General features: G+C 62.6%; 18 protein-coding genes. 12 read left to right on the forward strand and 6 right to left on the reverse strand.

From position 1 onward, the window contains the following. Positions 1 to 91 precede the first annotated feature (91 nt). Together smc and L6D64_RS00770 are read right to left on the reverse strand one after the other, a co-directional pair. A complete protein-coding gene (gene smc / locus L6D64_RS00765) occupies positions 92 to 3,580 on the reverse strand; it encodes a chromosome segregation protein SMC (RefSeq protein WP_176506758.1) in 3,489 nt (1,162 codons plus the stop codon). A gap of 3 nt (positions 3,581 to 3,583) precedes the next feature. Further along, positions 3,584 to 4,243, reverse strand: coding sequence for a GntR family transcriptional regulator (locus tag L6D64_RS00770; protein ID WP_054884122.1), 660 nt, complete (start codon positions 4,241 to 4,243; stop codon positions 3,584 to 3,586). A 267-nt stretch (positions 4,244 to 4,510) separates the two neighbouring features. Between L6D64_RS00770 and xdhA the strand changes: the two genes are divergently transcribed. From xdhA to guaD, 4 genes are all read left to right on the forward strand, one after another. Continuing rightward, positions 4,511 to 5,965 carry a xanthine dehydrogenase small subunit gene (gene xdhA, locus L6D64_RS00775; protein ID WP_176506757.1) on the forward strand — a complete coding sequence of 485 codons (1,455 nt, stop codon included), beginning with the start codon at positions 4,511 to 4,513 and terminating at the stop codon, positions 5,963 to 5,965. Further along, the gene (gene xdhB / locus L6D64_RS00780) at positions 5,958 to 8,357 is read left to right on the forward strand and encodes a xanthine dehydrogenase molybdopterin binding subunit (RefSeq protein ID WP_176506756.1); all 2,400 of its coding nucleotides are present in this window, start codon (positions 5,958 to 5,960) and stop codon (positions 8,355 to 8,357) included. Before xdhA ends, xdhB begins: the two co-directional genes overlap by 8 nt. A 171-nt stretch (positions 8,358 to 8,528) precedes the next feature. Continuing rightward, the gene (xdhC, locus tag L6D64_RS00785) at positions 8,529 to 9,374 is read left to right on the forward strand and encodes a xanthine dehydrogenase accessory protein XdhC (protein ID WP_176510343.1); all 846 of its coding nucleotides are present in this window, start codon (positions 8,529 to 8,531) and stop codon (positions 9,372 to 9,374) included. A gap of 10 nt (positions 9,375 to 9,384) precedes the next feature. Continuing rightward, positions 9,385 to 10,689, forward strand: a complete 1,305-nt coding sequence (gene guaD, locus L6D64_RS00790; RefSeq protein WP_176510344.1) for a guanine deaminase — start codon at positions 9,385 to 9,387, stop codon at positions 10,687 to 10,689. Positions 10,690 to 10,843: 154 nt separating this feature from the next. On the opposite strand, the gene aqpZ is transcribed toward guaD, so the two are convergent. Next, the gene (gene aqpZ, locus L6D64_RS00795) at positions 10,844 to 11,542 is read right to left on the reverse strand and encodes an aquaporin Z (RefSeq protein ID WP_176510345.1); all 699 of its coding nucleotides are present in this window, start codon (positions 11,540 to 11,542) and stop codon (positions 10,844 to 10,846) included. A 147-nt stretch (positions 11,543 to 11,689) separates the two neighbouring features. Next, complete coding sequence (locus L6D64_RS00800; protein WP_110636686.1) at positions 11,690 to 12,445, reverse strand: GntR family transcriptional regulator; 756 nt, start codon at positions 12,443 to 12,445, stop codon at positions 11,690 to 11,692. Between the two features lie 285 nt (positions 12,446 to 12,730). Between L6D64_RS00800 and L6D64_RS00805 the strand changes: the two genes are divergently transcribed. After that, complete coding sequence (locus tag L6D64_RS00805; protein WP_176510346.1) at positions 12,731 to 14,080, forward strand: NCS2 family permease; 1,350 nt, start codon at positions 12,731 to 12,733, stop codon at positions 14,078 to 14,080. Positions 14,081 to 14,298: 218 nt separating this feature from the next. On the opposite strand, the gene uraH is transcribed toward L6D64_RS00805, so the two are convergent. Next, entirely contained in the window at positions 14,299 to 14,652 is a 354-nt protein-coding gene (gene uraH / locus L6D64_RS00810) for a hydroxyisourate hydrolase (RefSeq protein WP_054884130.1), read from the reverse strand. Between the two features lie 387 nt (positions 14,653 to 15,039). Between uraH and puuE the strand changes: the two genes are divergently transcribed. The 7 genes from puuE to L6D64_RS00845 all read left to right on the forward strand — a co-directional run bounded on the left by puuE (position 15,040) and on the right by L6D64_RS00845 (position 22,024). Then, on the forward strand, positions 15,040 to 15,966 hold the full coding sequence (puuE, locus tag L6D64_RS00815; protein ID WP_054884131.1) for an allantoinase PuuE: 927 nt from the start codon (positions 15,040 to 15,042) through the stop codon (positions 15,964 to 15,966). Beyond that, positions 15,966 to 16,481 carry a 2-oxo-4-hydroxy-4-carboxy-5-ureidoimidazoline decarboxylase gene (uraD, locus tag L6D64_RS00820; RefSeq protein WP_176510347.1) on the forward strand — a complete coding sequence of 172 codons (516 nt, stop codon included), beginning with the start codon at positions 15,966 to 15,968 and terminating at the stop codon, positions 16,479 to 16,481. Before puuE ends, uraD begins: the two co-directional genes overlap by 1 nt. A gap of 50 nt (positions 16,482 to 16,531) precedes the next feature. Then, complete coding sequence (locus L6D64_RS00825) at positions 16,532 to 17,035, forward strand: ureidoglycolate lyase (protein ID WP_054884133.1); 504 nt, start codon at positions 16,532 to 16,534, stop codon at positions 17,033 to 17,035. Positions 17,036 to 17,080: 45 nt separating this feature from the next. After that, positions 17,081 to 18,409: a urate hydroxylase PuuD gene (locus L6D64_RS00830; protein ID WP_176510348.1), complete on the forward strand. Its 1,329-nt coding sequence runs from the start codon at positions 17,081 to 17,083 to the stop codon at positions 18,407 to 18,409. Between the two features lie 196 nt (positions 18,410 to 18,605). Next, positions 18,606 to 19,961 (forward strand): nucleobase:cation symporter-2 family protein, encoded by a 1,356-nt coding sequence (locus tag L6D64_RS00835; protein WP_054884135.1) that lies wholly within the window; start codon positions 18,606 to 18,608, stop codon positions 19,959 to 19,961. A 144-nt stretch (positions 19,962 to 20,105) separates the two neighbouring features. Further along, positions 20,106 to 20,891, forward strand: coding sequence for an outer membrane protein OmpK (locus tag L6D64_RS00840; protein ID WP_236192287.1), 786 nt, complete (start codon positions 20,106 to 20,108; stop codon positions 20,889 to 20,891). A 350-nt stretch (positions 20,892 to 21,241) separates the two neighbouring features. Beyond that, a complete protein-coding gene (locus L6D64_RS00845; RefSeq protein WP_054884136.1) occupies positions 21,242 to 22,024 on the forward strand; it encodes an outer membrane protein OmpK in 783 nt (260 codons plus the stop codon). A 66-nt stretch (positions 22,025 to 22,090) separates the two neighbouring features. Here L6D64_RS00845 and L6D64_RS00850 read toward each other — a convergent pair whose 3' ends face one another. Next, the gene (locus L6D64_RS00850) at positions 22,091 to 22,381 is read right to left on the reverse strand and encodes a hypothetical protein (protein ID WP_236192288.1); all 291 of its coding nucleotides are present in this window, start codon (positions 22,379 to 22,381) and stop codon (positions 22,091 to 22,093) included. Between the last annotated feature and the right edge of the window lie 17 nt (positions 22,382 to 22,398).

Here is a 22,398-nt window from a genome sequence, read left to right on the forward strand (position 1 = left end):
ACATTAAGCTAGCACGACCAAAGACAACTTTACACCGTCTGTCGCACATGACAGGGGCATTTGCCTGTTGTTTTCGCCCTATCATCGCTCATCAGGCCTCCACCATGGCCAGGGCCTCCTCCACATCGACTGCAACAAGACGTGAACAACCGGGCTCATGCATGGTCACCCCCATCAATTGATCCGCCATCTCCATGGCAATCTTGTTATGGGTGATGTAGATGAACTGCACGCTTTCACTCATTTCCTTGACCAGACGGGCGTACCGCCCGACGTTGGCATCGTCCAGCGGCGCATCGACCTCGTCGAGCATGCAGAACGGTGCGGGGTTCAACTTGAAGATGGCAAACACCAGCGCCAATGCGGTCAGTGCCTTCTCGCCGCCGGACAGCAGATGGATGGTGCTGTTCTTCTTGCCCGGCGGGCGCGCCATGATCGTCACCCCTGTATCGAGTAGATCTTCGCCCGTCAGTTCCAGATAAGCGCTGCCACCACCGAAAACTTTTGGAAAAAGTGCCTGTAATCCGGCATTTATCTGATCAAAGGTATCCTTGAAGCGGTTGCGGGTTTCCTTGTCGATCTTGCGGATGACGTTTTCCAGGGTGTCCAGGGCCTCGACCAGATCGGCGTCCTGGGCGTCGAGGTAACGCTTGCGCTCGGACTGCTGCTCGTACTCTTCGATGGCCGCCAGGTTGATTGCACCCAAGCGCTGGATGCGGCCTTCCATCTGCTCCAGTTCCTGCTCGGTGCCCTGCTCGCTGGCATCGGCCTCGACAGTGGCGAGCACCCCCTGCAAATCGTAGCCGTCGGCCAGCAATTGTTCCTGCAAGGTCTTGCGGCGAATGTCCAGGCCCTGGTTTTCCAGGCGCATCTGCTCCAGCTGGCCGCGCAGCAACTGGGCTTGCTGCTCGGCCTGGGTGCGGCGCTTTTCGGCATCGCGCAGTGCGCGGTCGGCTTCATCCATGTGCAGGCGCGCCAGGCGCATTTCCTCGTCGACGCTCATGCGCCGCTCCAGCAGCTCCTCGAGCTTCAGGCGCAATTCTTCCAGCGGCGCCTCACCTTCTTCGAGGTTCAGGCTCAGCTGCTCCTGGCGCTCGCTCAGGCGTGCGGCCTGCTGTTCCAGGCGCTCCAGGGCCTGGCGAGTGGAGTCGTGCTGGGCACGCAACGACCCAAGCCGCACGGCCAGCTGGTGGGCGTGGTCTTTGTGCTGACGGGCTTCCTGGCGGATACGGTCAAGGCCTTCGCGCAGGGTGTCGCGGCGCGCCATCAGCTGTTCGCGCTGTTCGGTGTCCTGGGCCATCAGGTCCAGGGCTTGCTGCAGCACCAGCCGCGCCTCACCCAACTGCTCCTGCTCCAGGGCACGCTGCTCCAGAAGCTCGGCCAGCTCCTCCTGCAAGCGGCCGCGACGCAGCGCTACCTGCTCGGCGCGGGCACGATTGGCGGAGAGGCTGGCCTTGAGCTCACCCTGCTGGCGGTTTTCTTCCTGGCTGCGCCGGCGCAGCTGCTCACGCTGCTCTTCCAGGCCCAGCTGCTGCTCGCGGGCGGCCTGAAGCTGCTGCTCCAGCTGCTCCAGCGCGGCCTCAAGCTCCAGCTGCTGCTGCCCAAGGCGTTCGATTTCCTGGCCACGGGCGAGCACCCCACCCTGCGCCTCGCCACCGCGGCTGACGCGCAGGAAATGGCGGCCAACCCAGTAGCCATCGCGGCTGACCAGGCTCTGCCCTTCGCCCAGTGCGGCGCGCCGTGCCAGGGCCTCGGCGAGGTCTTCGACCGGCTGCACCCTGCCCAGCCACGGACTCAGATCGGTACTCCCCTCGACCTTGTCGAGCAAGCTGCCGGGGTGACGCTCACGACCACCAGCCGCCAGCAACAGGCGTAGCTCGCCCTGCTCCAGGCCGGCAAAGTCCAGCCCGGCAAAATCGTCCAGCAGCACAGCCTGCAAGTCGGCACCCAGCACGGTTTCCACTGCCAGCTCCCAACCCGGCTCCACGCGCAGGCCCTCAGCCAGGCGCGGGCGTTGCTGCAGGCCTTGCTCGTGCAGCCAGTCGGCGGCACCCCCCGCCGGCTCCAGCGCGGCCTGCTGCAGCGCCTCCAACGAGGCCAGGCGGCCGCCGAGGCGCTGCAGGTCGCCCTGCTGCTGTTGCTGGGCACTGGTCGCCTGCTGCAGTTGCTCACGCACGCTTTCCAGGCGCTCGACCACCTGCTCTTCCGATAACTGCAACTCTTCCAGCAGCATCTCGCTGCTGGCCAGTCGCTCGGAGAGTTCAAGCAGGGAGGCATCCTGTGGCTCTGCCCCCAACTGCTCGCCCTCCTCGACCAGCTTGCGCTGGCGCTCGGCAATGCGTTCCAGGCTGGCCTCCAGCTGCAGCAGGCGCGCCTGCTGCACTTCGGCCTGGCGCCGCGGCTCGGCAGAACGGGTATTGAAACTGTCCCATTGCTCTTGCCAGCCGTGCATGCCCAGCTCGGCCTCTTCGAGGGTGGCGGCAGCCTCTTCGGCGGCGGCCAGGGTCAACGCCTGCTCCGGTTCGAGCATGGCCAGCTCCTCACCCAGGGTGGCCAGCAGCGTGCGGTCATGGCCCAGGTGCGATTCGGTTTCCTGGCGCGTGCGCTCGGCTTCCATGAGGTCGTCCTGCAACTGGCGCAGGCGCTGCTGGCCGTGCTGGATACTCTGCTCTACCCGAGCGATGTCACCCGCCACCGAATAGAAGCGGCCCTGCACCTGGTTGAAGCGCTCGGACAACTCATGATGGCCGTCGCGCAGCCGCTCGATGCTGGCATCGGCATTGCGCTGCTCGGCAACCAGCGCCTCATGAGCGACCTCCTGATCGCCGATCACGGCCTCGCGCTGGCGCACACGCTCGTCCAGGTCACGCCAGCGCAAGGCCGACAGGCGCGCCTTGAGCTGGCGTTCCTGAGCCTTGTATTCGCGATACTTCTCGGCGGCCTGGGCCTGGCGGTGCAGGCGCTCGAGCTGGCGTTCCAGCTCTTCGCGCAGGTCGGTCAGGCGCGCCAGGTTCTCCTGGGTGCGGCGGATGCGGCTTTCGGTCTCGCGGCGGCGCTCTTTGTACTTGGAGATGCCGGCCGCCTCTTCGATGAAGTTGCGCAGCTCTTCGGGCTTGGCCTCGATCAGCTTGGAGATCATGCCCTGCTCGATGATCGAGTAGCTGCGCGGCCCCAGGCCGGTGCCGAGGAAAATGTCGGTGATGTCCCGACGGCGACACTTGGTGCCGTTCAGGTAATAACTGTTCTGCCCGTCGCGGGTGACCTTGCGGCGGATGGAAATTTCGGCGTAGGCGGCATATTCGCCGACCAAGGTGGTTTCACTGTTGTCGAACACCAGCTCGATGCTCGCCTGGCTCACCGGCTTGCGGCTGGTGGAGCCGTTGAAGATGACGTCGGTCATCGACTCGCCACGGAGGTTCTTCGCCGAACTTTCGCCCATCACCCAACGCACTGCGTCGATGATATTGGACTTGCCGCAGCCGTTGGGGCCGACCACGGCCGCCATGTTGCTGGGGAAGTTGACCGTGGTCGGGTCGACGAACGACTTGAACCCGGCCAGGCGAATGCACTTCAGGCGCATCGGTCAGCCTCGGGCCAACGCCGCCAGCACCAGTTCGCAACTGCGCTGGCCATAGGCGGTGAGCACCTCGCGGATGCGCGGCAGGTCACGCGCCACCACGGCTTCGAGCAGGCGGGCGAACAGGTCGAGGTAGTCGTCCATGCTGGCCTGGCGCTGATCCAGGGCCAGGTAGTAGGCACGGCTCATGGCCGGCTGAAGGTTTTCTACGGTTTCCTGCAGATAGGGGTTGTCAGCAAAAGGATAGGCAGCGCGCATCACCGCGAAGCTCTCGGCGACGAACACCTTGATGTCCTGGCGCTCGCGCGCCTGCTGCAGGCGTTGCTGGATGTCCAGAAACGGGCGCAGGTCGGCTTCCAGGCGCCATTGCTGGGCAACAGCGTTGCCCAGCAGGATGTAGAACTCGCCCATCAAGGTGCACAGGCTGCGCACGCTGCGCTCGTCCAGCTCAGTGACATGAGCACCACGTCGCGGCAGGATCGCCACCAGATGGCGACGTTCGAGGATCAACAACGCTTCGCGCACCGAGCCGCGGCTGACGCTGAGGGCCTGGGTGACCTTCTGCTCCTGGATACGCTCACCCGGCGCAAGTTCGCCGCGGATGATGCGTTCGGCCAGGTAGTCGGCAATCTGCTCGGAGAGGCTGTCCGGCGCCTTGAACGTCATGGTTTTCCTTCAAAATCATTGAACTGGGCACAAGGGAGCGATTGTAGCGCACTTGCCCGGCGCACGCGCAGAGGGGCGCGGCGCTTTATTTACCCTGCCAGGCCGTCAGTGACACGGCGCGATCTATGCTTGTGATATGGGCGCTGCGTTCGGCTGGGCGTTGACATGCGCAATTTCCTGACCTTTGAGTCAGAAAAATATTGACCACTGCGACAGGTCTGCTTATTGTCCGCCCAACAACAATAAAACCATTGCGAGGCCATCCCCGTGATCCAGTTTCTCGTCAACCAGGAGCTGCGTAGTGAGCATGCCCTGGACCCAAACATGACGGTGCTGCAGTACCTGCGTGAGCACCTGGGCAAACCCGGCACCAAGGAGGGCTGCGCCAGTGGCGACTGCGGCGCCTGCACCGTGGTGGTTGGCGAACTCGTCCAGGACGAACAGGGCGAGGACAGCCTGCGCTACCGCAGCCTGAACGCCTGCCTGACCTTCGTTTCATCCCTGCACGGCAAGCAACTGATCAGCGTCGAAGGCCTCAAGCACAACGGCCAGCTGCACAGCGTGCAGCAGGCCATGGCCGATTGCCATGGCTCGCAATGCGGCTTCTGCACCCCTGGTTTCGTCATGTCGCTGTTCGCCCTGCAGAAGAACAGCCAGGGCGCCGACCTGCATCAGGCCCAGGAAGCCCTGGCCGGCAACCTGTGCCGCTGCACTGGCTATCGCCCGATCCTCGACGCCGCCGAGCAAAGCTGCCGCCAGCCCTGCCGCGACCAGTTCGACGCCCAGCAAGAGCAGACCATCGCCCGTCTCAAGGCTATTGCGCCGACCCATACCGGCGAACTCAACAGTGGCGACAAACGCTGCCTGGTGCCGCTGACCGTGGCCGACCTGGCCGACCTGTACAGCTCGCACCCGGAAGCCCGCCTGCTGGCCGGTGGCACCGACCTGGCGCTGGAGGTCACCCAGTTCCACAAGACCCTGCCGGTGATGATCTACGTTGGCCACGTCGCCGAACTCAAGCGCATCGACAAGACCGCCAGCCACCTGGAAATCGGCGCCGCCACCCCGCTCACCGACTGCTACGGCGCACTCAACGAGGAATACCCCGACTTCGGCGCCCTGCTGCACCGCTTCGCCTCGCTGCAGATCCGCAACCAGGGCACCCTCGGCGGCAACATCGGCAACGCCTCGCCGATTGGCGATTCGCCGCCCCTGCTGATCGCTCTGGATGCGCAGGTAGTGCTGCGCCAGGGCGAGCGCCAGCGGGTGATACCACTGGAAGACTACTTCATCGACTACCGCATCACTGCCCGCCAGGACAGCGAGTTCATCGAGAAGATCATCGTGCCACGCGCCAGCAACGACTGGGCCTTCCGCGCCTATAAAGTGTCCAAACGCCTGGACGACGACATTTCCGCCGTATGCGGCGCCTTCAACCTGAGCATCGAAGACGGTGTGGTCAGCGGCGTGCGTATCGCCTTCGGCGGCATGGCGGCCACCCCCAAGCGCGCCCGCGCCTGCGAAGCCGCCCTGCGCGGCAAGCCGTGGAACCAGGCCAGCATCGAGCGTGCCTGCCAGGCCCTGGCCGAAGACTTCACCCCGCTCAGCGACTTCCGCGCCAGCAAGGAATACCGCCTGCTGACCGCGCAGAACCTGTTGCGCAAGTACTTCATCGAACAGCAAACGCCCTACATCGAGACCCGGGTGACCGACTATGTCTAACCATCACGCAGCCAAGAGCCAGGCCGAGATGGCCGAACTGTTCAGCCAGGACCTGACCACCGGGGTCGGCCGCAGCGTCAAGCACGACAGTGCCGACAAGCATGTGTCGGGCGAAGCGCTGTACATCGACGACCGCCTGGAATTCCCCAATCAATTGCACGTCTACGCGCGCACCGCAGACCGTGCCCATGCGCGCATCCTGCGCATCGACACCTCGCCCTGCTACGCCTTCGAAGGCGTGCGCATCGCCATCACCCACGAAGACATTCCAGGGTTGAAGGACATTGGCCCGGTGGTGGCCGGCGACCCGCTGCTGGCCATCGACAAGGTCGAGTTCTTCGGCCAGCCGGTGCTCGCCGTGGCGGCCCGCGATCTCGACACCGCCCGCCGAGCGGCCATGGCCGCCATCGTCGAATACGAAGACCTGGAGCCGGTACTGGACGTGGTCGATGCCTTGCGCAGGAAGCACTTCGTGCTCGACAGCCATACCCACCAGCGCGGCGACTCGGCCGCGGCCCTGGCCAGCGCCCCGCACCGCCTGCAAGGCACCCTGCACATAGGCGGCCAGGAGCACTTCTACCTGGAAACCCAGATTTCCTCGGTGATGCCCACCGAGGACGGCGGCATGATCGTCTACTGCTCCACGCAGAACCCCACCGAAGTGCAGAAGCTGGTCGCCGAAGTGCTCGACGTGCCAATGAACAAGGTAGTACTGGACATGCGCCGCATGGGCGGCGGCTTCGGCGGCAAGGAAACCCAGGCGGCCAGCCCGGCCTGCCTGTGCGCGGTGATCGCCCGCCTGACTGGCCAACCGACCAAGATGCGCCTGCCCCGGGTCGAAGACATGACCATGACCGGCAAGCGCCACCCGTTCTACGTGGAATACGACGTCGGCTTCGATGACGACGGCCGGCTGCACGGCATCAACCTCGACCTGGCCGGCAATTGCGGCTATTCGCCCGACCTGTCCGGTTCGATCGTCGACCGTGCCATGTTCCACGCCGACAACGCCTACTACCTGGGCGATGCCACCGTGCACGGCCACCGTTGCAAGACCAACACCGCCTCCAACACCGCTTACCGGGGCTTCGGTGGCCCGCAGGGGATGGTCGCCATCGAGCAGGTGATGGACCACATCGCCCGCCACCTCGGCCGCGACCCGCTGGCCGTGCGCAAGGCCAACTATTACGGCAAGACCGAGCGCAACGTCACCCACTACTACCAGACCGTCGAGCACAACATGCTCGAGGAGATGACTGCCGAACTCGAAGCCAGCAGCGACTACGCCGAGCGCCGCGAGTCGATCCGCCGCTTCAATGCCAACAGCCCGGTCCTGAAGAAGGGCCTGGCGCTGACCCCGGTCAAGTTCGGTATTTCGTTCACCGCCACGTTCCTCAACCAGGCCGGTGCGCTGATCCACATCTATACCGACGGCAGCATTCACCTGAACCACGGCGGCACCGAGATGGGCCAGGGCCTTAACACCAAGGTGGCACAAGTGGTGGCGCAAGTATTCCAGGTCGACTTCAGCCGCATCCAGATCACCGCCACCAATACCGACAAGGTACCCAATACCTCGCCAACCGCAGCTTCGAGTGGCGCCGACCTGAATGGCAAGGCCGCCCAGAACGCCGCCGAAATCCTCAAGAAGCGCCTCACCGAATTTGCTGCGCGGCACTACCAGGTGACCGAGGAAGATGTCGAGTTCCGCAACGGCCACGTCCGCGTGCGCGACCAGATCGTCAGCTTCGAGCAACTGGTGCAGCAGGCGTACTTCGCCCAGGTATCGCTGTCGTCCACCGGCTTCTACCGCACGCCGAAGATCTACTACGACCGCAGCCAGGCACGCGGCCGGCCGTTCTACTACTTCGCCTTCGGCGCTGCCTGTGTGGAAGTGATCGTCGACACCCTGACCGGCGAGTACAAGATGCTGCGCGCCGACATCCTGCATGACGTGGGCGACTCGCTGAACCCGGCCATCGACATCGGCCAGGTCGAAGGCGGCTTCATCCAGGGCATGGGCTGGCTGACCACCGAAGAACTGGTATGGAATGCCAAGGGCAAGTTGATGACCAACGGCCCGGCCAGCTACAAGATCCCGGCAGTGGCCGACATGCCGCTGGACCTGCGGGTGAAGCTGGTGGAGAACCGCAAGAACCCGGAAGACACCGTGTTCCACTCCAAGGCCGTGGGCGAGCCGCCGTTCATGCTCGGCATTGCCGCCTGGTGCGCGCTCAAGGACGCCGTGGCCAGCATCGCCGACTACCGTGTGCAGCCCCAGGTGGATGCGCCGGCAACGCCGGAGCGGGTGTTGTGGGGTTGTGAACAGATGCGCAAGGCGGTGGCCCAGCAGCAACCGACTGAACAGGAACTGGAAACCGTCACCCAGTAACAACGCAAGGCCGCTCTTTTGTGGGAGCGGCCTTGTGTCGCGAAAGGGTCGCGAAGCGGCCCCAGGATCTGTGCTGCAACATAGAGTTTTGGGGCTGCTGCGCAGCCCTTTCGCGACGCAAGGCCGCTCCCACAGAAAGCGGACCGGGTTGATCTGAAGAGGATCTGAATCATGCACCAATGGATCAACGCCCTCGCCGACCACCAGTCTCGTGGCGAAGCCTGCGTGCTGGTGACCATCATCGAGGAGCGCGGCTCGACCCCGCGCAACGCCGGTTCGAAGATGGTCGTCAGCGCCACCGGCCTGTTCGACACCATCGGCGGCGGCCACCTCGAATACAAGGCCCTGCACATCGCCCGGCAGATGCTGGAGGCGCACCGCAACACCCCGCACCTGGAGCGCTTCAGCCTCGGTGCCAGCCTCGGCCAGTGCTGCGGTGGCGCCACCGTGCTGCTGTTCGAGCCCATGGCTGCCGTACAGGCGCAGATCGCCGTGTTCGGCGCGGGCCATGTCGGCCGCGCTCTGGTACCCTTGCTCGCCGCGCTGCCCTGCCGGGTGCGCTGGATCGACTCGCGTGAACAGGAATTCCCCGAACTCATCCCCAACGGGGTGAGCAAGGTCGTCAGTGAGGAACCGGTCGACGAAGTCGCGGACCTGCCGCCGGGCAGCTACTGCATCGTCATGACCCACAACCACCAGCTCGACCTGGAACTGACCGCCGCCATTCTCAAGCGCAACGACTTCGCCTGGTTCGGCCTGATCGGCTCGAAGACCAAGCGGGTCAAGTTCGAGCACCGCCTGCGCGAGCGCGGCTACGACGATGCGCAGCTGGCTCGCATGCGCTGCCCGATGGGCCTGCCCGAGGTCAAGGGCAAGCTGCCGATCGAGATTGCCGTGTCCATCGCTGGCGAAATCATTGCCACCTACAACGCCTGCTTCGGCCAGCACGACGCTGCCGCCAATGCCGGCCCCATTGCCCAGTTGCTGCCGCCCTCCCGGCGCAGCCAAGCCATTTGACGAGTATGTTATGACCGTGACCCGCAAAGCCTACCGTGCCGCCATCCTGCACAGCATCGCCGACCCGGCCGAGGTAGGCCTGGACGCTTCCCATGAGTACTTCGAGGACGGCCTGCTGGTGATCGACGATGGCCGCATCAGCGCCGTCGGCCCAGCCAGCGAGCTGCTGCCGAGCCTGGCAGCCGACATCGAAGTGGTGCATTACCAGGACGCGCTGATCACCCCAGGCTTTATCGATACCCATATCCACTTCCCGCAGACCGGCATGATCGGCTCGTACGGCGAGCAACTGCTGGACTGGCTCAATACCTACACTTTCCCTTGCGAAAAGCAGTTCGCCGACAAGGATCACGCCGACAAGGTGGCGAAGATCTTCCTCAAGGAGCTGCTGCGCAACGGCACCACCACTGCCCTGGTGTTCGGCAGCGTGCATCCGCAGTCGGTCAATGCCCTGTTCGAAGAAGCCGAGCGCCTGGACCTGCGGATGATTGCCGGCAAGGTGATGATGGACCGCAACGCCCCGGACTACCTGACCGACACCGCCGAGTCCGGCTACACCGAGAGCAAGCAGCTGATCGAGCGCTGGCACGGCAAGGGCCGCCTGCACTATGCCGTAACCCCACGCTTCGCCCCGACCAGTACGCCGGAGCAGCTGACCCTGGCCGGGCAGTTGCTCAAGGAGTATCCGGGCCTGTACCTGCACACCCACCTGTCCGAGAACCTCAAGGAAATCGACTGGGTGAAAGCGCTGTTCCCCGAGCAGAAGGGCTATTTGGACGTCTACGACCACTTCGAGCTGCTCAGCGAGCGCTCGGTGTTCGCCCATGGCGTGCACCTGTGCGACAGCGAATGCCAGCGCCTGGCCGAAACCGGTTCGGCCGTGGCTTTCTGCCCGACCTCCAACCTGTTCCTCGGCAGCGGCCTGTTCAACCTGCCCCAGGCTGAGCGTTTCAAGGTCAACGTGGGCCTGGGCACCGACGTCGGCGCCGGCACCAGCTTCTCGCTGCTAAACACCTTGAACGAGGCCTACAAAGTGATGCAGCTGCAAGGCGCGCGCCTGCACCCGTACAAATCGCTGTACCTGGCCACCCTCGGTGGCGCTCGCGCCTTGCGCCTGGACGACCGTATCGGCAGCCTGCGCCCAGGCAACGATGCCGACTTCGTGGTGCTCGACTACAAGGCCACGCCGCTGCTGGACTACCGCATTCAGCAGGCCAACAGCATCGAGGAAACCCTGTTCGTGCTGACCACCCTGGGCGACGACCGCACCGTACGCGAAACCTACGCCGCCGGGCGTTGCGTGCATCAGCGCTAGGGTTTGTACGAAAAGTCGCCGAGCGGCGATCAGGCAAGGCGAAAACAGGCGAGGAACGGTCGGAGTCGCGCACGACTTTGCTGGTTGCAAATGAGCATTCCGAGCCTGTTTTCAACGCAGCATGATCGTCGCGCAGGCACTTTTCGTACAAAGCCTAAGGTTCTTTCGCCAGGCCCCGGTATAGCGCGCCGCCGATCGCAGCCCCGATCAGCGGCGCCACCCAGAACAGCCACAGCTGCTGCAGGGCCCAACCACCGACGAACAGGGCCGGCCCCGTGCTGCGCGCGGGGTTGACCGAGGTATTGGTCACCGGGATCGAGATCAGGTGGATCAGGGTCAGGGCCAGGCCGATGGCAATCGGCGCGAAGCCTGCCGGGGCGCGCGCATCGGTGGCCCCCATGATCACCACCAGGAACATGGCGGTCATCACCACTTCACTGATGAAGCCCGCGCCCAGTGTGTAGCCACCGGGCGAATGGTCGGCGTAGCCGTTGGAGGCAAGGCCCGAGGACAGCTCGAAGCCGGCCTTGCCGCTGGCGATCAGGTAGATGACGCCCGCAGCAAGGATGGCACCGACCACCTGGGCAATCACGTAGGGCAACAGCTCTTTGGCTGGGAAGCGGCCACCGACCACCAGCCCGAACGACACGGCGGGGTTGAGATGACAACCGGAGATATGACCGATGGCGAAGGCCATGGTCAGGACGGTGAGACCGAAGGCGAAGGCGACACCGAGCACACCGATGCCGACCGGAGAACTGGCTGCGAGTACGGCACTGCCACAACCACCCAGAACCAACCAGAAGGTGCCGACCAGTTCGGCCCCCATCCGTGTACCCAGAGACATGGTCATCGACCTATCCTCAAGAAGTGGAACGCAATGGATGCGCAAGCCCAACTGCTTGATGAAGGTTTGCTCACAAGAATCTAGCAGAGGTTTGGCTATTGGCCAGTAACCAAGCAGGGCCGCAGAGCGGCCCTTTCAGTACCTGGGACAGGATCAGCCCTTGGCCGATACCTTTGGTTTCTTCAGCAGGTGCGAGAACACCGCGTGCAGGTCGTCCGAGGCGCTTTCCTCGTCAAGGTTCAGCTTGCTGTCGATGTGGTCCATGTGATGCATCATCAAGCTGACTGCCTGCTCGGCATCGCGCGCCTCGATGGCATCGATCAGCTGCATGTGCTCGTCATACGAGCAATGCGAACGGGTACCGGTTTCGTACTGGGCAATGATCAGCGAGGTCTGCGAGACCAGGCTGCGCTGGAAGCTCACCAAGGGTGCATTGCCAGCTGCCTCGGCCAGCTTGAGGTGGAACTCGCCGGAAAGGCGGATACCGGCACCGCGGTCGCCACGGGAGAAGCTGTCACGCTCTTCGCGCACCATCTGGCGCAGTTCGTTGAGCTGCTCAAGGGTGGCATGCTGCACCGCCAGCTCGGTGATGGCGCGTTCGACCATGCGCCGCGAGAAGAACACCTGGCGGGCCTCTTCCACCGTCGGGCTGGCCACCACCGCACCGCGATTGGGCCGCAGCAGCACCACGCTTTCGTGAGCAAGCCGCGACAGGGCGCGGCGGATGATGGTGCGGCTGACGCCAAAGATCTCGCCCAGCGCTTCCTCGCTCAACTTGGTGCCCGGCGCCAATCGCTGCTCGAGGATAGCCTCGAAGATATGCGCGTAGACGATGTCGTCCTGGGTACCACTGCGGCCGGCCTTGCCAGTGCGCGCAGGTTTTTTCAGAGGTTGCAGCTGTTCGTTCATGGGCTCTCGAGGCACGAAGAGAAAGTATGGCGCCATTGTACACAGGCTGAGGCGATTCCGCAGGGGGCGTTTTACCTATATAGCCGTTGTACGACGCATTGCGCGTACAAAACATAAAACATTATTTGCATTCTTTGTACACAAAAGCATAATCCACCGAGCAACTTCTTGACCCGTAAGTCAACAAAGCGCGTCAGACGTCTGCCTTCCCTCGAGGAGCCACCAAGTGCATTGCTCAGGACCCTGGCTCCCACAACAACAAGAAAGACTTGAGGAGTACTCGCTGTGGAAAGCCGCAAATCCGAAGCCCCTACGCTGGATCTCGCGCCACCGCTCGAAACGAGTTGGCTGGAGCGGATTTTCAAACTCAAGCAACACGGCAGCACCGTCAAAACCGAACTGATCGCCGGGGTGACCACCTTCATCACCATGGCCTACATCATTTTCGTCAACCCCAACATCATGGCCGACGCCGGCATCGACCACGGCGCCGCCTTCGTCGCCACCTGCATCGCCGCCGCGCTGGGCTGCCTGCTGATGGGCCTGTACGCCAACTGGCCGGTGGGCCTGGCGCCGGGCATGGGGCTCAATGCCTTCTTTACCTACACCGTGGTCGGCACCATGGGCTACAACTGGGAAACCGCGCTGGGGGCCGTGTTCGTCTCCGGTGTGCTGTTCATGTTCCTGACCTTGTCCCGCGTGCGCGAGTGGCTGCTCAACAGCATCCCGGTAAGCCTGCGCCATGCCATGGGGGCCGGCGTCGGATTGTTTCTCGGGCTGATCGGCCTGAAGACGGCCGGCATCATCGTTGATAGCCCGGCCACCCTGATCAAGCTGGGCTCGCTGCATGAACCAGGGCCACTGCTGGCCGCGCTGTGCTTCCTGCTGATTGCCATCCTCAGCTACAAGCGGGTATTCGGTGCGATCCTGATCAGCATCATCGGCGTCACCGTGGCGGGCTGGGGCCTGGGCCTGGTCAAGTTCGGCGGGGTGATGTCGATGCCGCCGAGCCTGGCACCGACCTGGATGGCCATGGATGTTGCAGGCGTGTTCAACGTCAGCATGATCAGCGTGGTGCTGGCGTTCCTGTTCGTGCACATGTTCGACACCGCCGGCACCTTGATGGGCGTGGCCCAGCGGGCCAACCTGGTGGCACCGGACGGGCGCATCGAGAACCTGTCGCGGGCATTGAAGGCGGACAGTGCGTCGAGCGTGTTTGGCGCGGTGGTCGGCGTACCACCGGTAACGAGCTATGTAGAGAGCGCTGCAGGTGTGGCTGCGGGTGGCCGAACCGGCTTGACGGCTGTGGTGGTGGGCATTCTGTTCGTGGCGGCGATGTTCTTCGCGCCACTGGCCGGCATGATCCCGGCTTACGCAACTGCCGGTGCGCTGATCTATGTGGCGATGCTGATGATGGGCAGCATGGCGCACATCCATTGGGACGAAGCCACCGACAGCATTCCAGCGATCGTCACGGTGATCATGATGCCGCTGACCTTTTCGGTAGCCGATGGTATTGCCCTGGGCTTCATCAGCTACGTGGCGTTGAAGGCGGGTACCGGCAAGTACAAGGAAATCTCCGCCAGCCTGTGGGTGCTGTGCGCGATCTTCATTGCCAAGTTTGTGTTCCTCTGACTCTCACCGCACCAACCAAGGGCGCTTCGGCGCCCTTTCTTCATTCACTCTGATCCGGCCTCTTCGCGGGCGCCCCCTTCCAAGGGCAGCGCAGATCCTGTGGGAGCGGGTTCATCCGCGAGGAGGCCGGTGCAGGCATTACAAAAACAGCAGACGAAAAAAAGCCCGCCAGTGTGAGAGCGGGCCAAAGGACCTACGAAGATTCTTCTAGCGACCAACTAGCTTCCGCGATAGGTTGAATAGCTGTACGGCGAGATCAGCAGCGGCACGTGGTAGTGCTCCTGCTTTTCATCGATGCCGAAACGCAGTACGACAACATCCAAAAACGCCGTGTCCGGCAGCTGCACGCCGCGAGCACGGTAGTAGGCGCCAGCACTGAACTGCAGCTGGTAGACGCCGGTACGGTAATCGTCACCTTGCAGCAGCGGGGCGTCGACGCGGCCATCGCTGTTGGTCAGGGCAGTGTTCACCAGCTCCAGCTGCTGGCCTTCGACGCGGTACAGCTCGACCTTGATCGAGCTGCCTGGGCAGCCATGCGCGGCATCCAGTACGTGTGTGGTCAAACGTCCCATCTGCTTGTCGCCTCTTGTTCACTCTATGGGCAAAAAATACACAGCCGCCCCAGGATGGGGCCCGCACTGTGCGGGGAATGAAGGCTATTAAGACATTTCAACTTCAGATTGTACACAATTTTTTTGATCCCTTCCGTCTCAGCCCCGGCAAACCGGCCATCAGTCGCAACTACAGGCACCGTGCAGAGCCCAACCGCATTAACTGACCAAACAGGCAGGTTTCTTGCAACAGTCTTCACTAGAGCGTTCAAGCGACAAATGGGAAGAAATGCGGAAAAACAGGCTTACAAAAGATTTCAGAAGTTGTATACAATCAGCCCATCCGGTGGTGCGACATCCCGACGCGGCCCGCCCACCCCGCACTAACACACAAGAAGGAAGACTGCAGTGAGCGCTGACTATCCTCGCGACCTGATCGGTTACGGCAACAACCCTCCTCACCCGCAATGGCCGGGCAACGCTCGCATCGCGCTGTCTTTCGTCCTCAACTACGAGGAAGGTGGCGAACGCAACATTCTGCACGGTGACAAAGAGTCCGAAGCCTTCCTCTCCGAAATGGTCGCTGCCCAGCCGTTGCAGGGCCAGCGCAACATGAGCATGGAATCGCTGTACGAGTACGGCAGCCGCGCTGGCGTCTGGCGCCTGCTCAAGCTGTTCAAGGACAGCGGTGTGCCGCTGACCATCTTCGCCGTGGCCATGGCCGCCCAGCGCCACCCCGATGTGATCCGCGCCATGGCCGAAGCCGGCCACGAGATCTGCAGCCACGGCTACCGCTGGATCGACTACCAGAACATGGACGAGGCCCAGGAGCGCGAGCACATGCTCGAAGCCATCCGCATCCTCACCGAAATCACCGGCGAGCGCCCTCTGGGCTGGTACACCGGCCGCACCGGCCCGAACACCCGCCGCCTGGTCATGGAGGAAGGTGGCTTCCTTTATGACAGCGACACCTATGACGACGACCTGCCGTACTGGGAGCCGAACAACCCGACCGGCAAGCCGCACCTGGTGATCCCGTACACCCTGGACACCAACGACATGCGCTTCACCCAGGTGCAGGGCTTCAACTGCGGCGAGCAGTTCTTCCAGTACCTCAAAGACGCGTTCGACGTGCTGTACGCCGAAGGCGCCGAAGCGCCGAAGATGCTGTCCATCGGCCTGCACTGCCGGCTGGTCGGCCGCCCGGCGCGCCTGGCTGCGCTCAAGCGCTTCGTCGACTACGCCAAGAGCCACGACCAGGTCTGGTTCGCCCGCCGCGTGGACATCGCCCGCCACTGGCATGCAACCCACCCGTACAAGAAAGAGAACGCCTGATGACCGCCTTCAAGACCCTCAAGCCCTCCACGCTGTCCCGTGACGCCTTCGTCGCGGCGTTCGCCGACATCTATGAGCACTCGCCATGGGTCGCCGAAAAAGCCTACGACCTGGGCCAGCTGGGCGAACTGGACGAGATCGAGGCGCTGCACCAGCGCATGAGCGACATTCTGCTCAGCGCCAACCACGCTGATCAGCTGGCGCTGATCAACGCTCACCCGGACCTGGCCGGCAAGGCCGCCATCCAGGGCGAGCTGACCGAATCGAGCACCAATGAGCAGGCCGGCGCCGGTATCCACCAGTGCACCGCCGAAGAGTTCGCCCGTTTCACCGAGCTGAATGACGCCTACAAAGCCAAGTTCCAGTTCCCGTTCATCATGGCAGTGAAAGGCAGCAACCGGCACCAGATCCTCGCCTCCTTCGAAAAACGCATCCATAACGATGCCGATGCCGAATTCAAGGAAGCCCTGGCGCAGATCAACCTGATCGCCCTGTTCCGCCTGTTGCAGCTGTAAGCAACCGCCGAACCTTATTCAGCACATCGAACAATAGAAGAGATATCCGCATGCGCACCCTGATGATCGAGCCCCTGACCAAAGAAGCCTTCGCCGAATTCGGAGACGTGATCGAAACCGACGGCAGCGATCACTTCATGATCAACAACGGCTCGACCATGCGCTTCCACAAGCTCGCCACGGTCGAGACCGCCGAGCCCGAAGACAAGGCGATCATCAGCATCTTCCGCGCCGACGCGCAGGACATGCCGTTGACCGTGCGCATGCTGGAACGCCATCCGCTGGGCAGCCAGGCTTTCATCCCGCTGCTCGGCAACCCCTTTCTGATCGTGGTCGCGCCCGTTGGCGATGCACCTGTATCAGGCTTGGTCCGTGCCTTCCGTAGTAACGGCAGGCAGGGCGTTAATTACCATCGCGGCGTCTGGCACCACCCGGTGCTGACGATCGAAAAGCGGGATGACTTCCTGGTGGTTGATCGCAGCGGTTCTGGCAACAACTGCGATGAGCATTACTTCACCGAGGAACAGATGCTGATCCTCAATCCCCACCAATAAGAAAAGGTCGGTCATCGTTCACGGTGATCGGCAGAGGTACATACTGTGGAAGCACACCTTCACGAATGGCTGAACCTGAGCATTCGCTGGGTTCACATGATCACCGGCGTGGCCTGGATCGGTGCATCGTTCTACTTCGTCTGGCTGGAGAACCACCTGAACCGAAGCAACCCGCGCGATGGGTTGTCGGGTGATCTCTGGGCGATTCACGGCGGTGGTATCTACCACCTGGAGAAATACAAGCTCGCCCCCCCGAAAATGCCCGAGAACCTGCACTGGTTCAAATGGGAAGCCTACTTCACCTGGATGTCCGGTATCGCCCTGCTGTGCGTGGTGTTCTACTGGAACCCGAGCCTATACCTGCTGGCACCCGGCAGCACCCTGAGCGGTGCCGAAGGCGTGGCCATTGGTATCGGTTCGCTGGTCGCCGGCTGGTTCATCTACGACTTCCTGTGCGACTCGCCGCTGGGCAAGCACCCTGCCCTGCTCGGCGCCGTGCTGTTCGTTCTGATCATTGCCGCCTGCTTCGGCTTCAGCCTGGTGTTCAGCGGCCGTGGTGCGTACCTGCACACCGGCGCGATCATCGGCACCATCATGGTCGGCAACGTGTTCCGCATCATCATGCCGGCCCAGCGCCAGCTGGTAGCGGCGATCGAGAACAACCAGACACCGGACCCGGTACTGCCGGCCAAGGGCCTGCTGCGCTCGCGTCACAACAACTACTTCACCCTGCCGGTGCTGTTCATCATGATCAGCAACCACTTCCCGAGCACCTACGGTAGCCAGTACAACTGGCTGATCCTGGCCGGTATCGCAGTAGCCGCGGTTCTGATCCGCCACTACTTCAACACCCGCCACGACAGCAACAAGTACGCCTGGACCCTGCCGGTCGGTGCCCTGGCGATGATCTGCCTGGCCTACGTCACCGGTCCCAAGCCAATGGCCGTCAGCCCTGAGCAGGCCGCAGCGAAGGTCGAGTACCAGCCACTGCCAGCCACCGCCGTCGGGGGCAAGACCGCCGCCGAACTGCGTGCCGAGGAAGCCGCCAAGGCCGCCGAAGCGCCAGCCGCACCCGCCGAGGCCCCGGTCCAGGCAACGGCTCAGGCCGCCGGTGGCGACTTCGAGAAGATCCATAAAGTCATCCAGGAACGCTGCAGCGTGTGCCACTCGTCTAAACCGACCAGCCCACTGTTCAGCGCAGCACCGGCCGGCGTGATGTTCGACACCCCGCAGCAGATCCAGGCCCAGGCCGCGCGCATTCAGGCGCAAGCGGTCGCCAGCCAGATCATGCCGCTGGGCAACATCACCCAGATGACCGCCGAAGAGCGCAAGCTCGTCGGTGACTGGATCGCCAAAGGCGCTCAGGTCAACTGATCCATCGGGCAGCCCGCTCCCCCTGTGGGGGTGGGCTTGCCCGCGAAGAGGCCGGCTGACCCGGCCTCTGCTTCAAGACATACGCAACAAGCAAGCATCGAGCGTTCGACTGCTGGCGGGAAACCCGGGCTGCCTTGGCCCGCCGCTTGCGACCGGCGCTTGGATCCGAGAATAAAAACAAAACTCGAGGTGCTGCATGTCCGAGTCACGCAAGGCGTACATCCCAGTTGCGCCGCCGCGACAGCCTCTGCCCCTGTTCCAACTGATCCTGGTTGGCCTGCAACATGTGTTGCTGATGTACGGGGGGGCGATCGCCGTCCCTCTGATCATCGGCCAGGCCGCTGGTTTGTCCCGTGAAGAAGTTGCTTTCCTGATCAACGCCGACCTTTTGGTGGCCGGTGTCGCTACCATCATCCAGTCGTTCGGTATCGGCCCGGTGGGGATCCGCATGCCGGTGATGATGGGTGCCAGTTTTGCTGCCGTCGGCAGCATGGTGGCCATGGCCGGCATGCCGGGCGTCGGCCTGCAAGGGATCTTCGGCGCGACCATCGCTGCCGGGTTCTTCGGCATGCTGATCGCGCCGTTCATGTCCAAGGTCGTACGCTTCTTCCCGCCCCTGGTCACCGGTACGGTGATCACCTCGATTGGCCTGTCGCTGTTCCCCGTAGCGGTCAACTGGGCCGGTGGTGGCCAGGACGCCACCACCTTCGGTTCGCCGATCTACCTGCTGGTGGCTGGCCTGGTGCTGGCAGTCATCCTGTTGATCAACCGCTTCATGCGCGGCTTCTGGGTCAACGTGTCGGTGCTGGTGGGCATGGGCCTTGGCTACATCCTGGCTGGCTCCATCGGCATGGTCGACCTGTCGGGCCTGGGCGACACGCCGTGGCTGCAAGTGGTGACGCCACTGCACTTCGGCATGCCGACCTTCAGCCTGGCGCCGATCCTGTCGATGTGCCTGGTGGTGGTGATCATCTTCGTCGAGTCGACGGGCATGTTCCTCGCCCTGGGCAAGGTGACAGACCGCGAAGTGACACCTGGGATGCTGCGTCGCGGCCTGCTGTGCGATGCCGGTGCGTCGTTCGTCGCCGGCTTCTTCAACACCTTCACCCACTCATCGTTCGCCCAGAACATCGGCCTGGTGCAGATGACCGGCGTGCGTTGCCGTTACGTCACAGTAATGGCCGGTGCCCTGCTGATCATGCTCAGCCTGCTGCCCAAGGCGGCCTTCCTGATCGCCTCGATCCCGCCTGCGGTGCTGGGCGGCGCGTCCATCGCCATGTTCGGCATGGTCACCGCCACCGGGATCAAGATCCTCCAGGAAGCCGACATCGGCGACCGCCGCAACCAGCTGCTGGTGGCGGTGAGCGTCGGCTTTGGCCTGATCCCCGTGGTCAAGCCGGAGTTCTTCGCACAAATGCCGCAGTGGATGGAACCCATCACCCACAGCGGGATCGCCATGGCCACGGTCAGTGCCCTGGTGCTCAACGTGCTGTTCAACATCCTGGGTGGTGCCGAGCGCGCCGTGCATAACGACGCCTGCCACCAGCATTGAGCCCTGAGCGGGGCGGCGCAGTGTGCCGCCCCTGCTCACATTCCGTAGTAACCGTTTCACCGTCGGCCCGCCGGAATGGGCCGCTCGGGGCGCCTGCGCGCCGAATAAACCGCCAACAAAAACAATAAGTCCGGGAATCACGACATGAAGCGCATCGCATCAAGCCTGCTGCTGGGCAGCAGCCTGCTGGCCACCCTCCCCGCCCATGCAGGCGATTGGCTGCTGTGGCACGGCGAAAGCCTGACCTACCTGTATGGCAAGGATTTCAAGGTCAACCCGAGCATCCAGCAGACCGTCACCTTCGAGCATGCCAACAAATGGAAGTACGGCGACACGTTCATGTTCGTCGACAAGATCTTCTACAACGGCAAACCCGACCCCGGCAAAGGCGTGACCACCTACTACGGTGAGTTCAGCCCGCGCCTGTCGTTCGGCAAGATCTTCGACCAGAGGCTCGCCTTTGGCCCGGTCAAGGACGTGCTGCTGGCCATGACCTACGAACGCGGCGAAGGCGACAACGAGGCCTACCTGATCGGCCCCGGCTTCGACCTGGACATTCCCGGCTTCAACTACTTCACCCTGAATTTCTATGTGCGCAACACCGAAGGCAGCCGCCCCGGTGACAACGTCTGGCAGATTACCCCCGGCTGGTCCTACACCATCCCTGTGGGCAAATCCGACATTCTGATCGACGGTTACATGGACTGGGTCACCGACAACGACCAGAACAAACGTGGCACCTACCATGCCAACCTGCACTTCAACCCGCAGGTCAAGTATGACCTGGGCAAGGCCCTGAATATCGGTGCCAAACAGCTCTACGTCGGCTTCGAATACAGCTACTGGAAAGACAAGTACGGCATCGACAGCCGCGGCAATCTGGACAGTAATCAAAGTGTCGCCAGCGCGCTGATCAAAGTACACTTCTGAAAATCTGACCAAACGCCCAAGTTTGAATCACCGTGCTCCAGGACGGAGCACTTGAGGCGCGGCGCGCAAGCCAGTAATCTGCGCGCCCCCTCGATCACGGCACAAGGGATTCTGCCGGCGTTTACTGACCGCTCAGTCAATGAATTCGGGCGGTTGGCCGACGTGTTGCCAGCCTGAAATACCCATTTTCATCCGTTCAGAACGAGTCGAGCAGGAAGGTAGCAGCTAACCCCGAAAAGTTGGCGCAGCTCTTGCCAAACAGTTGTGGCCAATCGAAAAAAGCTGACTCAAAAGACAAAAAAGCGCCAACGAGCGCTGACAACAGATCAATCAAGGGAGCGACACTCGCAATGCGTACCATCAACAGCCTGATTCTCGCGGGCGGCCTGCTGGCCTGCGGCACCACCTTCGCCGGCGACCTGCTGCAGTGGCAGAACAACAGCCTGACCTACCTGTGGGGCAAGAACTTCAAGGTCAACCCAGAGATCCAGCAAACCTTCACCTTCGAGCATGCCGATGGCTGGAAGTACGGCGACAATTTCTTCTTCGTCGACAAGATTTTCTACCAGGGCAAGAAGGACGCCAACAACGGCCCCAACAGCTACTACGGCGAATTCAGCCCGCGCCTGTCGTTTGGCAAGATTTTCGACCAGAAGCTTGAGTTTGGCCCGGTCAAGGACGTGCTGCTGGCCGCGACCTACGAGTTTGGTGAGGGTGACGTCGAGTCGTACCTGATCGGCCCGGGCTTCGACCTGAACATTCCGGGCTTCGACTATTTCCAGCTCAACTTCTACAACCGCATGCCTGAAGGCAGCCGCGCGGGTAACAATGTCTGGCAGATCACTCCGGTCTGGTCCTACACCATTCCGGTCGGTGACTCCGATGTGCTGATCGACGGTTTCATGGACTGGGTCGTCGACAACGACGAGAACCGTCACGGTACTTACCACGCCAACCTGCACTTCAACCCGCAGATCAAGTACGACCTGGGCAAGGCCCTGCACCTGGGCGAGAAGCAGCTGTATGTCGGTGTCGAATACGATTACTGGAAAGACAAGTACGGCATCAAGGACAGTGATGGCTTCACCACCGACCAGAACACCATGAGTTTCCTGGTGAAAGTGCACTTCTGATCGGCTGAAACGTGACCGCGCCGTTACCTGACGGCGCCGTCATAGTCCTGATTTGTAAGCTTTAACTTACAATCTTTTCAGCACTGTCTTACTTAAAATAGAAATTGCCTTACAGGTCAGAAAAATTCCCACCGGCAGCACGATTCCAAATACCAGCAATACCAACTCCACGTGGTGGTGCGGTATGACCCTGGAGATATCCAGCAACAGCACTATCGACTTGATCGCCAAGACCAAGCCGAGCATCGCGCAACACTTCCAAAGCGCCTGAACGCCAAGCCCCAGAGCCCCCCAGGCAAGCGCCGTGAGCAGGTACAGGGCCAGGTGATAGGCGTCGTAAGTCAGCACACCAAACATGTGTTTTCCTTCCCATC

The organism is Pseudomonas urethralis, from assembly GCF_021602465.1.
GTDB classification, from domain to species: Bacteria; Pseudomonadota; Gammaproteobacteria; order Pseudomonadales; family Pseudomonadaceae; genus Aquipseudomonas; species Aquipseudomonas vlassakiae.

Bases quoted from the DNA above. Each gene is read 5' to 3' on its own strand.
- uraH (WP_054884130.1), bottom strand. From the start codon at position 14,652: ATGGGACGTTTGACCACACACGTACTGGATGCCGCGCATGGCTGCCCA.
- L6D64_RS00835 (WP_054884135.1), top strand. From the start codon at position 18,606: ATGTCCGAGTCACGCAAGGCGTACATCCCAGTTGCGCCGCCGCGACAG.
- uraD (WP_176510347.1), top strand. From the start codon at position 15,966: ATGACCGCCTTCAAGACCCTCAAGCCCTCCACGCTGTCCCGTGACGCC.
- guaD (WP_176510344.1), top strand. From the start codon at position 9,385: ATGACCGTGACCCGCAAAGCCTACCGTGCCGCCATCCTGCACAGCATC.
- L6D64_RS00845 (WP_054884136.1), top strand. From the start codon at position 21,242: ATGCGTACCATCAACAGCCTGATTCTCGCGGGCGGCCTGCTGGCCTGC.
- L6D64_RS00850 (WP_236192288.1), bottom strand. From the start codon at position 22,381: ATGTTTGGTGTGCTGACTTACGACGCCTATCACCTGGCCCTGTACCTG.
- xdhC (WP_176510343.1), top strand. From the start codon at position 8,529: ATGCACCAATGGATCAACGCCCTCGCCGACCACCAGTCTCGTGGCGAA.
- L6D64_RS00770 (WP_054884122.1), bottom strand. From the start codon at position 4,243: ATGACGTTCAAGGCGCCGGACAGCCTCTCCGAGCAGATTGCCGACTAC.
- L6D64_RS00825 (WP_054884133.1), top strand. From the start codon at position 16,532: ATGCGCACCCTGATGATCGAGCCCCTGACCAAAGAAGCCTTCGCCGAA.
- xdhB (WP_176506756.1), top strand. From the start codon at position 5,958: ATGTCTAACCATCACGCAGCCAAGAGCCAGGCCGAGATGGCCGAACTG.
- aqpZ (WP_176510345.1), bottom strand. From the start codon at position 11,542: ATGACCATGTCTCTGGGTACACGGATGGGGGCCGAACTGGTCGGCACC.
- smc (WP_176506758.1), bottom strand. From the start codon at position 3,580: ATGCGCCTGAAGTGCATTCGCCTGGCCGGGTTCAAGTCGTTCGTCGAC.
- L6D64_RS00800 (WP_110636686.1), bottom strand. From the start codon at position 12,445: ATGAACGAACAGCTGCAACCTCTGAAAAAACCTGCGCGCACTGGCAAG.
- L6D64_RS00840 (WP_236192287.1), top strand. From the start codon at position 20,106: ATGAAGCGCATCGCATCAAGCCTGCTGCTGGGCAGCAGCCTGCTGGCC.